This window comes from Telluribacter humicola, assembly GCF_017355935.1.
GTDB lineage: Bacteria > Bacteroidota > Bacteroidia > Cytophagales > Spirosomataceae > Telluribacter > Telluribacter humicola.
This window is the reverse complement of the sequence record NZ_JAFIQT010000002.1, coordinates 304074-316643: the sequence shown is the minus strand read 5'-3', so window position 1 is coordinate 316643 and position 12570 is coordinate 304074. Positions and strand designations below refer to the sequence as shown.

At 51.5% G+C, this 12570-nt stretch carries 12 protein-coding genes; 10 read left to right on the top strand and 2 right to left on the bottom strand.

The genetic code is table 11. The features are described from left to right. Positions 1-14: 14 nt before the first annotated feature. The 4 genes from JUB14_RS12295 to JUB14_RS12280 all read left to right on the top strand — a co-directional run bounded on the left by JUB14_RS12295 (position 15) and on the right by JUB14_RS12280 (position 4614). Positions 15-1385: a peptidylprolyl isomerase gene (locus JUB14_RS12295; RefSeq protein WP_207506409.1), complete on the top strand. Its 1371-nt coding sequence runs from the start codon at positions 15-17 to the stop codon at positions 1383-1385. A gap of 57 nt (positions 1386-1442) precedes the next feature. Beyond that, positions 1443-2405, top strand: coding sequence for an AAA family ATPase (locus tag JUB14_RS12290; RefSeq protein WP_207506407.1), 963 nt, complete (start codon positions 1443-1445; stop codon positions 2403-2405). 136 nt (positions 2406-2541) lie between these two features. Then, positions 2542-4131 carry an aldehyde dehydrogenase (NADP(+)) gene (locus JUB14_RS12285; RefSeq protein WP_207506405.1) on the top strand — a complete coding sequence of 530 codons (1590 nt, stop codon included), beginning with the start codon at positions 2542-2544 and terminating at the stop codon, positions 4129-4131. 63 nt (positions 4132-4194) lie between these two features. Then, positions 4195-4614 carry a lysozyme inhibitor LprI family protein gene (locus tag JUB14_RS12280; RefSeq protein WP_207506403.1) on the top strand — a complete coding sequence of 140 codons (420 nt, stop codon included), beginning with the start codon at positions 4195-4197 and terminating at the stop codon, positions 4612-4614. Positions 4615-4620: 6 nt separating this feature from the next. Here JUB14_RS12280 and JUB14_RS12275 read toward each other — a convergent pair whose 3' ends face one another. Continuing rightward, positions 4621-5211, bottom strand: a complete 591-nt coding sequence (locus JUB14_RS12275) for a nucleotidyltransferase family protein (RefSeq protein WP_207506401.1) — start codon at positions 5209-5211, stop codon at positions 4621-4623. Between the two features lie 234 nt (positions 5212-5445). On the opposite strand from JUB14_RS12275, the gene JUB14_RS12270 reads away from it, so the two are divergent. Further along, complete coding sequence (locus JUB14_RS12270; RefSeq protein ID WP_207506399.1) at positions 5446-6225, top strand: DUF1835 domain-containing protein; 780 nt, start codon at positions 5446-5448, stop codon at positions 6223-6225. Here the strand turns inward: JUB14_RS12270 and truA are convergent. Further along, on the bottom strand, positions 6220-6978 hold the full coding sequence (gene truA / locus JUB14_RS12265; RefSeq protein ID WP_207506397.1) for a tRNA pseudouridine(38-40) synthase TruA: 759 nt from the start codon (positions 6976-6978) through the stop codon (positions 6220-6222). The two genes, JUB14_RS12270 and truA, sit on opposite strands and share 6 nt — an antisense overlap. 408 nt (positions 6979-7386) lie before the next feature. Here truA and JUB14_RS12260 point away from each other — a divergent pair, with 408 nt between their 5' ends. From JUB14_RS12260 to JUB14_RS12240, 5 genes are all read left to right on the top strand, one after another. Beyond that, positions 7387-9060, top strand: coding sequence for a glutamine--tRNA ligase/YqeY domain fusion protein (locus JUB14_RS12260; RefSeq protein WP_207506395.1), 1674 nt, complete (start codon positions 7387-7389; stop codon positions 9058-9060). Between the two features lie 242 nt (positions 9061-9302). Continuing rightward, positions 9303-10400, top strand: coding sequence for a T9SS type A sorting domain-containing protein (locus JUB14_RS12255; RefSeq protein ID WP_207506393.1), 1098 nt, complete (start codon positions 9303-9305; stop codon positions 10398-10400). A gap of 90 nt (positions 10401-10490) precedes the next feature. Next, positions 10491-10856 carry a DUF6686 family protein gene (locus tag JUB14_RS12250; RefSeq protein WP_310586136.1) on the top strand — a complete coding sequence of 122 codons (366 nt, stop codon included), beginning with the start codon at positions 10491-10493 and terminating at the stop codon, positions 10854-10856. Between the two features lie 113 nt (positions 10857-10969). After that, positions 10970-11506 (top strand): ferritin, encoded by a 537-nt coding sequence (locus tag JUB14_RS12245; protein ID WP_207506391.1) that lies wholly within the window; start codon positions 10970-10972, stop codon positions 11504-11506. Positions 11507-11716: 210 nt separating this feature from the next. Continuing rightward, the gene (locus JUB14_RS12240; RefSeq protein WP_207506390.1) at positions 11717-12430 is read left to right on the top strand and encodes an SDR family oxidoreductase; all 714 of its coding nucleotides are present in this window, start codon (positions 11717-11719) and stop codon (positions 12428-12430) included. Positions 12431-12570: the final 140 nt, after the last annotated feature.

The window sequence follows — 12570 nt, the reverse complement described above, 5'->3', positions numbered from 1 at the left end:
CTATTAATCCTTTTATGAAAATCAACCAACGCCTGTTTCGCAACCTTCTGGCCATAGTCCTGTTAGGTATCTCCCTGACCGGATTCGCTCAGCAACAAAAAGGGGTGAGCATTGACAAGATCATTGCCCGCGTCGACAACTACTATATCCTGAAGTCAGAGCTGGAAGAGCTGTACCAGAGCTATGCCGCCAATGGACAGAAAGCTCCCGATAAGTGTCAGCTGCTGGAGTCGCTCATCATTAATAAGATGCTGCTGGCCAAAGCCGAGATTGACTCCGTAACCGTAGACGAAAAAATGGTAGAAAACCAGCTGGGCGGCCGTATGGACTACATGATCCAGCGCTTTGGCTCAGAAAAGAACATTGTAGAAGCCTACGGCAAGAGCATCGACGCACTCAAGACTGAGCTCCGCCAGCAGGTCAAAGAGCAGATGACCGTGGAAACCATGCAGGAGAAGATTGCCGGTGACGTTAAGATTACGCCCAGCGAGGTTCGTAAGTTTTTCAACGCCATTCCCAAGGATAGCTTACCGTACATTCCGGCGGAGGTAGAAATCGGCCATATCATACGAATGGCTACCGTTACCAAAGAGCAGAAAGAAAAGCTACGCAACCAGCTTATTGAATACAGAAAACGCGCGCTGGCCGGCGAAGAATTCTCGACACTGGCACAGATCTACTCCGAAGACCTAGGCTCAGCCAAGAACGGTGGTGACCTCGGGTTCGCCAAGCGTGGTATGATGGTACCTGAGTTTGAAGGAGTCGCCCTGGCGCTCAAGCCCGGCGAAATCTCCGACGTAGTGGAGAGCCAGTTTGGCTTCCACCTGATTCAGCTGATCGAAACACGTGGTGCTGAATACCGCGCCCGTCACATCCTGCTCCGTCCTGACTACAACCGGGGTACCGACGTCAGCGAAGCTACCCGCCACCTCGACAGCCTGCGCACGCTGATCCAGACGGACTCACTGACATTTGCCAATGCTGCTAAGGATAACTCTGAAGATAAAATGACAGCCGACGCGGGAGGTATTCTGAAAGATCCTCAGACGGGTGTTGGACGCCTGGCCCTGGATGCTTCTATGGATCCTGCCCTGTACTTTGCTATCGATACCATGAAGGTAGGTAGCGTTAGCCCTCCTATCTCCTATCGTACCGAAGATGGCCGCAGTGCAATGCGTATCATCTGGTACAAGAGCAAGAGCGAACCCCATACGGCTAACCTCCGCGACGACTACGAAAAGATTGCTCAGATCGTGCTGATGAATAAGAAAAACAATGCGCTCGAAGATTGGTTTAAGAAAGCGCAGGGCGACGTGTTTATCAGTGTAGAGCCCGAGTTTCAGAACTGTCGCATATTTGGACTTCCGCATTCGGGGAACCAGTAGCGGTGGTTCGGCAGCTTTTCTAATCAGTACTCATCCTAAACCCCAAGTAACAGTATCGTGAAATACCAATCGGACGTAGAGGCCGCCCAAGCTATGACGCAGGCCTACCAAAAGCTCCGCACGGAGATCGGACAGGTGATCGTAGGACAGGAAGAAGTTGTAAAGTTGTTGCTCACCGCTATATTCTGTCAGGGACATTGTCTTCTCGTAGGAGTACCGGGACTGGCCAAAACCCTGCTCATTCAAACCATTGCCTCTTCGCTTGATCTGAGCTTTAACCGGATTCAGTTTACGCCCGACCTGATGCCTTCGGATATCGTAGGTTCCGAGACACTCGATCAGCAGCGTAACTTTAAATTTATCAAAGGGCCCGTGTTCGCCAACATTATCCTGGCGGATGAGATCAACCGGACTCCCCCCAAAACCCAGGCAGCCCTGCTGGAAGCCATGCAGGAGTACTCAGTAACGGTAGCCGGTCAGAAGCATGATCTGAGTCGTCCGTTCTTTGTACTGGCCACCCAGAACCCCATCGAGCAGGAAGGTACCTATCCGCTGCCCGAAGCGCAGCTGGACCGCTTTATGTTCATGATCCAGCTGGACTATCCTTCGTATTCGGAGGAAGTTAACATTGTAAAGAGTACCACCATGGACAGACGGCATCAGGTACGCGAGGTGATTACCGGCGCTGAGATCACCGAATTTCAGCAATTGGTACGGCGGGTACCTGTTACGGACAATGTCATCGAGTATGCTGTTAAGATGGTACACAAGACGCGTCCGAACACAGGCATGGCCGACAAAAACGCCAACGACTACCTCGAGTGGGGAGCTGGCCCGCGGGCTTCGCAGGCGCTTATCCTGGCAGCCAAGTGCAACGCACTACTGTCCGGTAAGTACTCACCCGATATTGAAGATGTCCGATCAGTAGCCCTACCGGTACTACGTCACCGGATCGTCCGGAACTTCAAGGCCGAGGCCGAAGGCATAAGCGTCGATGATATCATAGGCCGACTGGCCTGACCCATACTTCAAAGCCCCTGCTGATGCAGGGGCTTTTTTATTTTTCTCCCATCTATTCTAACTTAGCGGATGAGCCACAGCTCGTATAGTATCCTGTCCGCAAATAGTACTTTTAGTTATACCAAAACCTAATCCCATGCCCATACAAGGAAAAAACTTTATTGGATATTCATTATCTGCGCAAAATACTGACAACTTCCAGTCGTACGTACCTGCGCAGCATACCTATCTACCCGAAAAATTTCATCCCGCTACTCCCCGGGAAGTAGAGAATGCTATGCAACTGGCTGAGCGTGCGTTTGAAGAATTCGCGCTGCTGCCGGCCTCCCGCCGGGCCGACTTCCTGGTAGCCATCACGGAAGAAATCACAGCCCTGGGTGACCAGCTGCTCGAAAGAGCCCAGCAGGAAACGGGTCTGCCCATGGGCCGTCTGCAGGGCGAGCGTGGTCGTACCGTAAATCAGCTCCTGCACTTTGCCAGCATTATTCGGGAAGGCTCCTGGGTAGAGGCTTCCATTGATACCGCCGATCCTGACCGGGCACCCCTTCCCAAGCCCGACCTGCGCAAGATGATGATCCCCATCGGCCCCATTGTTGTATTTGGTTCCAGCAACTTCCCCTATGCCTTTTCGGTAGCCGGGGTAGATACCGCACCGGCCCTGGCGGCGGGCAATCCAGTCATCGTCAAAGCACACCCGGCTCACCCCGGCGTAAGTGACCTCACGGCCCAGGCCGTCGTAAAGGCCGCCAGACGTACCGGGATGCCCGAGGGGGTATTCTCGATGTTATACGATAATGGCTACGAAGTAGGTGCTACGCTGGTCAAGCACCCAGTCACTAAGGCAGTAGGCTTTACGGGATCGTACCGGGGAGGTATGGCCCTGTACAAGATGGCCATGGAGCGCGAAGAACCGATCCCGGTATTTGCCGAAATGGGAAGCGTAAACCCTGTCGTAATCCTGCCCGAAACACTGGAAAGAAAAGCGAGTGAGCTAGCCAAGAGCCTGGCCGGATCCATTACCCTGGGTGCTGGTCAGTTCTGTACCAATCCGGGCTTGATCATGACCGTACAGTCTCCTTCGCTGGACAACTTCCAAGAGCAACTACTCGCCGAAATGGCACAGATCGCTCCGGCTACCATGCTTACCCAGGGAATATGCCAGAACTACCACAAGCTCCGCGACGAAGCTCTTCAGCAGGATGGTGTAGAGGTAGTGTATAAGTATGAGTCGGATGCCGAAGGAAACAACCAGGCTCAGGCTACCATTGCCCGGGTGGAGGGACAGGTATTTATTGATAATCCCAGATTGCAGGAAGAAGTATTCGGTCCCTTCTCGCTGCTGATCGTCTGCAAAGATATGGAGGAGCTTGAGGCGGCTTTCCAGAAGCTGAAAGGCCAGTTAACTACCTCGCTCATGGCCGATGCCGACGAAGCCGCCCGCTACCCGAAACTCCTCCGCCTGATGGGCAGCCGGGCCGGTCGCTTTATCATGAACGGGGTACCTACGGGTGTAGAGGTCAATGCCTCCATGCACCACGGCGGTCCGTTCCCGGCTACTACCGACTCCCGCTTTACCTCGGTAGGGCGTCACGCTATTCTACGCTTTGTACGTCCGCAATCATTCCAGGACTGGGATGAGAAACTCCTGCCTGACGAGCTCAAGAGCCACAATCCGCTTGGTATATGGCGCCTTGTGAATAACGAGTGGACGAAAGAAGCAATTTGATCAAGTATATTATCGTGTGAGCTGTGTACCTACACAGCTCACTATTATTTCCCTCCTTCCTTTATGATACGCGCACTGCCCCTCCTGATTTTATTTTGCTGTACAGCCCTGGCAACCACCGCCCAGAATGATCCTCAGCCCCACCCGATTGATGTATTTGTTGAAGGTTGCTTAGATAAAAATGCCTCTACCTTAGGCATGATGCAGTGCTTTGAGCAGGGTTATACCAAATGGGACGCTGAGCTAAACAAGCAGTACAAGCAGCTAGCAGCCCGACTCAATGCCGATCAGAAGGCTACCTTACTGGCAGCACAGCGCCAATGGATCGCCTACCGTGACCTCGAGTTCAAGACCATGGCATCTATCTACGCCGGTATAGAAGGTACCATGTACCGCCCCATGCACGCCAGCGATCGGATGGAGCTGGTCAAAAAGCGCGCCCTGGACCTGAAAGCCTACAACGATCTCCTGGATTCAAAGTAAACTTGTCTACTCGGGTCTGAACTGCCGGTAGTCGTCGGGCGTGTCAATGTCAATATCACCCTGATCAAAATTCACGAAGGCTACCTCGTTGATGTGTTTCTCGAGCAGTGGCTTGGCTCCTTGTTCGCCTTTCAGGTGCGTCATTTCCTCAAATAGCTGATTACCGATCAGGACCGGAACACCCCAGCTTTCACCGTAGCGGCAAACTACGGCTTTTTTACCCGACTCATTCAGCGTGACCACCATGTGTTCCAGCAGCGAAGGAGTAATATAGGGTTGGTCACACACCAGCATCAATACCGCCTGTAGGTTTCTGTCAGTCAGGTAAGCTCCGACCAGCCCCATTCGTACCGAGGATGCCATACCTTCCTGCCACAGTGTATTGTCAATGATAGTAACGGGCAATCCTTCCAGCTCAGGTACCACCTCTTTCTTATTGGCTCCGACTACCACTACCACGGGACGCAGGTCGGTAGCCAGCGCGGTTTCGACGGTTTTCTGAAGGAAGCTTTTGCCGTTTTCTATGGGGAGAGCCTGCTTGGGTGTCCCCATTCGCTGGGAGGCACCCGCGGCCAGTATTATAATTCCTATGGGCATAGTCAGTAAATAGTAGCTGTCAGCCCCAGGCCACAGCCAACGTTAATATAATAATGAGGCACCTCTATCATTCGGAGGGTGCCATTGTACAAGTATAAATAAAAACCTCAGGATATGACTACTTGTTGTGACTAAACCACAGAGGAGTACCTCCGCCAGTGTAATTCTGCTACTATTTTTCCAGCCAATTACCTACCTTACCGGCAATAATGCCTACTACTTAACATCCCAGCCATGCAATCTACTTCATCCACACCGATGTCATCCAGTTACCACATCCTCAACGGCGACGCCCTGCTTGACGGCTTCCCGCACGATACCGTACCCGGCCAGTGCCTGGTGGCCCGCGAATGCCTGGTGGTAGGTGATGTGAGTGGAGAGCCACTAAGCGAATTCTGGGAGAACAGGGCCCGCTTTATCGGCCAGACCTACGGCGCGTCGCGTGAAGACTACTATCAACGGGTGGTCAGTGAGTTTGAGCAGATACAGGCTATACCGGCCGGTTCGGAGGTAAACCTGTGGTTTGAAGAAGATCTTTTCTGCCAGGTCAATCTGTGGTTTTGCCTGTCAATCCTGCGGGAGAAGGCTTCCCAACTCAAGCTTTATATCGTGAAGCCCCGTACGCTAAACGGCCAGCCCGACTGGCGCGGCTTTGGCCCTATGACACTGCAAGACCTGGCAGTAGCTTACCGGGAGCGGGAGGCTATAACGCAAAGCGATGTAGAGCTACTCAGCCAGTGCTGGCAAGCTTACAAGGCCGATGATAGGGAGAAACTACGGGATTTAGGTACTACCTATTCAGACACCTTCCCCAACTTACAGACCGTCTGTGAAGCCCACCTGGATCGCTTTCCGACCGAGGATGGAGCCGGGCGTCCTCAGCGGGTACTCCGGGATATTATTTCCGAAAAGCAGACGGATGACTTTCTCACTATTTATAATGAGTTCTTCCAGCGGGCCGGAGTCTACGGCTTTGGTGATACTCAGGTAAAGCATCTGTTGGATACTTTATAGCTCCGCGTCGGGCAGCAGCCCATCCGGGTAGCCTACCTCCACCAGGAACAGCCCGTGCGGCGGGGCCTGAGCGCCGGCCTCCTTGCGATTTTTGGACAGGATGATCTTTTCGAAATCAGCTACCGATAGCTTACCCAGCCCTACCTGCATAAGGGTACCCACCAGGGCCCGCACCATCCCCCGCAGGAAGCGGTTGGATTGGACCGAAAATATTAGCACCGGCCCCTGCCAGTACCAGCGGGCCTCGGTGATCTGACACAGGAAGGTATTGACGCTGGTGTGGATCTTACTGAAGCTTTCAAAATCATCGTATTGGAGCAGCAGCGCCGCCGCCTCATTCATGGTAGTAAGGTCTAGCTCGGGACGAAAGACGTGGGCCTCATGGGTCAGGAAGGGATTCTTCTGCCGGATGATCCGGTACTCGTAGCGTCGGTGGGTGGCTATAAAGCGGGAGTGAACGTCGTCGGCAACGGGTACTATCCTATGTATAGCTATATCGGGAGGAAGCAGGGCATTAAGACTATGTACCGCCCGACCGGGATCAGCCATAGCCGCGGGCAGATCAAAGTGGGCGTACTGCTGGGTGGCGTGTACACCGGTATCAGTGCGGCTGCTACCTACTATCTCTACCGGCCCCCTGAATACCTTTTCCATAGCTTCTTCGAGTACCTGCTGTACCGCCACGGAGTTGGGCTGCCGCTGCCAGCCGTTGTAGTGGGTCCCCTTGTAGCTCAGTTCAATAAAATAACGCATGGGGCAAAGATAGAGAGTCCGGCGGGTAAGCGACAAAAAAAACGTCACTCCCAGAGGGTCGTGGCGTTTTTAACTATTCCCGGTTAAAAAGAAGTAATGTTTTTATATCATCTCCTGATAGTGAGTTCCTCAACCCTTCCCTCCTGTATCAGCTCCGTATACTAGTATACAGCTATGAATGAAATCAGGAAGAAATTCGTTTAGCTTTATAGTATCATGCAATTAGTCTCACACTCGCTATACAGGTACTATGCCAGCCTATAACGAGCATGTGAATGTACACTATATCTATTATTTTTCAAATCTATTTTTGCACAATATTTACACTTTTCCCGTTCCATCCAAAAACATTGTAACGTTGAGTGTAAGTACATTAACTTTGAAGATTCAATTGTTTTTCCAGACTATATGACTACGGAAGAAAAAAAAGAAAAGTCCCTCAACTTCCTTGAAGAGATTGTAGAAGAAGATGTCCGCGAAGGTAAGCACGGTGGCCGCGTACTTACGCGCTTTCCTCCTGAGCCTAACGGGTACCTGCACATCGGACACGCCAAATCCATCTGCCTGAACTTTGGTCTGGCTAAGAAGTACGGCGGAGCTACCAACCTGCGCTTTGACGACACCAACCCCGTAACGGAAGATACCGAATACGTGGATTCGATCAAGCACGATGTACGCTGGCTGGGCTTCGAATGGATTAATGAGCTGTACGCCTCTGACTACTTTGATAAATTATACGAATTTGCTACTGAGCTGATCAGGAAAGGTCTGGCGTACGTAGATGACTCATCGGCCGAAGAAATCGCTGCCATGAAGGGTACACCTACTGAACCAGGTACCGAAAGTCCCTACCGCAACCGTAGCGTAGAAGAGAACCTGGACCTGTTTGAGCGGATGCGCCATGGTGAGTTTGCCGAAGGCAGCCGGGTACTCCGCGCCAAGGTAGATATGGCATCGCCCAATATGCACCTGCGTGACCCGCTGATGTACCGGATCAAGTTTGCCCACCACCACCGCACCGGCGACAAATGGAAGATCTATCCGATGTACGACTTCGCGCACGGACAGTCTGACTCCATTGAGGGCATTACGCACTCGATCTGTACGCTTGAGTTTATTCCCCACCGCGCGCTGTACGACTGGTTCATCAATCAACTGGAAATATTCCCGTCGCATCAGTACGAATTTGCCCGCCTCAACATGACGTATACCGTGATGAGCAAACGCAAGCTGCTGCAGCTCGTCAACGAGAAGCACGTCAGCGGCTGGGACGACCCGCGTATGCCTACTATTTCGGGTTTGCGTCGTCGTGGGTATACCCCGGCGGCCATCCGCGATTTCTGTGACCGCATCGGAGTAGCCAAGCGTGAAAACCTGATTGACGTAGGATTACTGGAGTTCTGTATCCGTGAGGACCTAAACAAGACCGCGCTACGCCGTATGGTGGTACTGGACCCGCTGAAGGTAGTCATTACCAACTTCCCCGAAGGAGCCACCGAGATCTGCCACATCGAAAATAATCCGGAGGATCTGGATGCCGGTACCCGCGAAGTACCCTTCACCCGTGAAGTATATATCGAGCGCGAAGACTTCATGGAGAATCCTCCGAAGAAGTACTTCCGCCTGGCTCCCGGTCAGATGGTACGTCTGAAAGGCGCATTCATTGTTCGCTGTGATGAGGTGATCAAAGACGAAAACGGTGAAGTGACCGAGGTACATTGTACCTACCTGGAAAACAGCAAGAGCGGCAACGATACGTCGGGCATCAACGTAAAAGGTACCCTGCACTGGGCACCGGCCACCAATGCCCTGCCCGTAGAGATCCGCCTGTACGACCGTCTGTTCCGGGTAGAGGATCCGTCGTCAGAAGAGGGTGATTTTAAGGATTATATTAACCCGGATTCGTTGACTGTAATTACCGGCTATGCCGAGCCCGCCCTGCGCGAAGCTCAGGCTAGCGACCGCTTCCAGTTCCTGCGCAAGGGCTACTTCTGCGCCGACCTGGAAAGCACGCCGGACCATCTGATATTTAACCGTACCTCCACCCTGCGCGACAACTGGGCTAAGGAATCGGGAAAATAAAGGCACCCGCCGCGTGGAGGAAGGGAGGAAAGGTACGAGAGGAGAAAGGTTTCCGGTCAGCAAGTACCCTACTAATAGCCCCAGTGGCAACCGATGCTCAGGGCGATACATATCAAAAGCGGCTGCTGAGAGAGATCTCCAGCCGCTTTTTTATTGCCTCGTCCATAAAATAACTTTTTATGGACATCCGTTGTCAGAGTAAGCTCCCACACTCATTATCACCACTTTACTCTGTACACACCATGAAGCAGTTCTCTCCGCTTGTCCTGTTTCTGTGCCTCAGCCTTTCGGCACACGCCACGCATTTTCTGGGTGGTACTATCCAGACCCGCCACGTATCCGGCCTTACCTACGAATTCAAGGTCCAGCTCTACTTTGACAGATTAAATGGCAGTCCAGCCTCCGATGCTCAGAATGAGGTAAGGCTCTGCCTGGGGGACGGCAAAGAACTAAATCTACCACGAAATAGGGCTGAATCAGTACCCGTTTCAGATCGGATCACCAAGGGAATCTACACCGGGACCTATACCTACTCAGCAGCCGGTCTGTATTCAGTGGCAGTAGCCCTAAACAACCGCAGCAATGTCGCAAACATACAGCAGGGCCAGGAGGTAGCAGCCTACCTGTACACCCGAATTAATACTGCCTTTCCTAACACAACACCCCAATTACCCCTACCTACCTTAGAAGCAGGTGTGAACCAACTCTACACTACTAACCTGGCGACCAGTGATCCGGATGGTGACAGATTGGTATATAGATTAGTCAGGATTATGGTACCACTCAGCGGACAGTGCAACGAGCCTTCGGTAGCCTCCAGCTACCAGTTCCCTAACGAGGTATCGCGCCAGGGAACATTCACCCTCCAGGATCAGGTACTTAATTGGAATGCTCCTACGCAACTAGGTACCTTCATATATGCCTTTGTGGTGGAAGAATGGCGTAACGACACCAAGATAGCGGAGTCAATTCATGAGCATTCGGTATTTGTACAGGATAAGGCAGGTACTCAGGTGACCATTCCACCCTATCAGGCCGTTGAATTCGGAGATGTCATTACCGCCCTGCCCGTACAGGACTTTCTCCCCAAAGCGCTATTAGTAAATGTGTACCCGGTGCCGAGTCAGGATTGGGTGACCGTGGAGGTACAGAGCCGTCAGCCTTCACCTGTCCACATCCAACTCATTGACCTGCAGGGCCGGGTGCTGCAGGAAGTGGCCTTTCGGGAGCCTTCGCTACGCCGGGAGTACCGCTTTCATATTGAGCCACTTGCCAGAGGCAGCTACCTGATCAGGGTAACTGGTAAGCAGGATACCATCACCCGAAAACTGATCCGTTAAAAATTTATTTAGATTCATTAAAAATTACTCTTGCGCAGAAGAACGCCGAATTGTATTTTTGCGTTACTGAAAAAGACATCCGTTCTCAAAGTGCAAACTATACTATCATTTAAGTCAGCTCAGGAATTGTTCCGCACCGCCAAGGGTGCCAGCTATCAGTGTGACCGTAGCTCCCGGATCATCCTTGAATTTGGTGATCTTGTAGCCGCCTTCCGGATCAATGAATTTCTGAACTTTCGTCGCCACGTTAACAGCATCGACATCCACAGCAAGCTATTTGATCTGTCGGATGAATGTGACTACGAACTGATCGAAGCTGCTCAGCAAAATATATCTCATAAGCTTACGCTTTGTGAGGTTATTCAGCTCCGCGAACTGGTCAATGGTACCCACTTCGCCCTCGAGCTTAACTCCCTTTTGCACGAAGTACTTAGCGCTGAAATTGGCGTATACTAGCCTCTATCCTTCATTATTAGACCAATTCTAAATTTTAGTAATTCATTGGTTTCCTGAACCAATTGAGTTATTTTAGGTTTAGATTTGTATCGAATTAAAAACGAAGTTTAGTTATGAAAGATCTGCTAAGACAACATACTTCTTTGAAAGAAGAAATAGAAATTCTGCTCAACAACCAGGTAAAGATGGAAGCCGAAGCTTCGGCCAAGTACCTGGCGATGGCCTCATGGTGTGACCGCAACGGATTTAAATACAGCTCGGCTTACTTCCTGCGTCAGTCGGAAGAAGAGCGTCAGCACATGCTGAAGATATTCAACTACATCATGACTGTAGGTGGTACAGCGGTATCGCCCGAAATAGGCGGTATCAAGCAGGACTACCCTACATTCCGCTCTATATTTGAAGCAGCTTTACAGAGTGAAATCGCTGTAACCCAATCTATCAACCGCATCGTTACGGCCAGCCGCAACGTAGAAGACTATGCCACGGAAGCTTTCATGCAGTGGTTTGTAAATGAGCAGGTTGAAGAAGAAGACAACGCACGCCGCGCTCTCGAACTCTTCGACGTGATTGGTGAAGAAGGCACCGGCCGCTACTTCATCGACAAAGCGATCAAGAAGTTGGGTGATGGAGGCGGTGACGAAGTTTAGTCATTCCTGAAACGTATAAATAAGAAGAGCCAGACTGTTGCAGTCTGGCTCTTTTTTTACTTTTTAGCTTAGTACTTAGCGGTGGCACCCTGGTGCCACTACTCTTTTTTCTTCACTCTATATGCAGTACAATAGAGCAGCAAATCAAGAAACAGGAAACCTTCCCCGGATTTTGGAGGTTTTTGACCTATTACTCATATCAATTTACTTATGTCAGATACTACTATAAAAACCGCCCTCGTGACCGGAGGCTCCAAAGGCATTGGCTACGGCATAGCCGAAGTACTAATCAAAGAAGGCATCCGAGTTGCAATCACCAGCCGCTCACAGGAAAATGCGGATGAAGCGGCTGCCGCGCTCAATAAAATAAAAGAAGATTACGCGCTGGGCATTGAGTCGGATGTGCGTGATCTGGACTCTCAGCAACAAGCGGTGGATGCCGTGGTACAGCAGTGGGGACGTCTGGACTATATGGTAGCCAATGCCGGTATCGGCCATTTCGCTCCACTCCAAGAACTGAGCTCTGATCAGTGGCAGGAGACTATTGACATCAACGTGACGGGGGTGTTTAACAGCGCCAAGGCTGCTATCCCGGCCCTCAAAGAGACCAAGGGCTACTTCATTACCATAGCCAGTCTGGCGGGTACTAATTTCTTTGCCGGTGGTGCGGCCTACAACGCCAGTAAGTTTGCGGTGGTGGGCTTTACCCAAGCCATGATGCTGGACGTACGCAACGATGGTATTAAAGTTACTACCATTATGCCCGGTTCGGTAGCTACCCACTTCAACGGACACGAGCCCAATGAAAAGGATGCCTGGAAGATTCAGCCCGAGGACATCGGCCAGATCGTCCTGGACCTGATCCGGATGCCGGCCCGTACACTGCCCAGCAAGGTAGAGGTACGACCTACCATGCCTAAGTAGAGCTACTACACAACAGTTTACTATATCAATCGCCCGGACTCTATGGAGTCCGGGCGATTCTGTTTACGAGCTGCTCATATCCACCTATCTATATTGACCTTTTCTAATAAATAGTTGCACCCAGCTATTGCATATGTAGC

Excerpts from the sequence above, each read along its gene's own strand:
- JUB14_RS12240 (WP_207506390.1), top strand. The coding sequence starts at position 11,717 with ATGTCAGATACTACTATAAAAACCGCCCTCGTGACCGGAGGCTCCAAA.
- JUB14_RS12260 (WP_207506395.1), top strand. The coding sequence starts at position 7,387 with ATGACTACGGAAGAAAAAAAAGAAAAGTCCCTCAACTTCCTTGAAGAG.
- truA (WP_207506397.1), bottom strand. The coding sequence starts at position 6,978 with ATGCGTTATTTTATTGAACTGAGCTACAAGGGGACCCACTACAACGGC.
- JUB14_RS12295 (WP_207506409.1), top strand. The coding sequence starts at position 15 with ATGAAAATCAACCAACGCCTGTTTCGCAACCTTCTGGCCATAGTCCTG.
- JUB14_RS12280 (WP_207506403.1), top strand. The coding sequence starts at position 4,195 with ATGATACGCGCACTGCCCCTCCTGATTTTATTTTGCTGTACAGCCCTG.
- JUB14_RS12275 (WP_207506401.1), bottom strand. The coding sequence starts at position 5,211 with ATGCCCATAGGAATTATAATACTGGCCGCGGGTGCCTCCCAGCGAATG.
- JUB14_RS12255 (WP_207506393.1), top strand. The coding sequence starts at position 9,303 with ATGAAGCAGTTCTCTCCGCTTGTCCTGTTTCTGTGCCTCAGCCTTTCG.
- JUB14_RS12245 (WP_207506391.1), top strand. The coding sequence starts at position 10,970 with ATGAAAGATCTGCTAAGACAACATACTTCTTTGAAAGAAGAAATAGAA.
- JUB14_RS12285 (WP_207506405.1), top strand. The coding sequence starts at position 2,542 with ATGCCCATACAAGGAAAAAACTTTATTGGATATTCATTATCTGCGCAA.
- JUB14_RS12270 (WP_207506399.1), top strand. The coding sequence starts at position 5,446 with ATGCAATCTACTTCATCCACACCGATGTCATCCAGTTACCACATCCTC.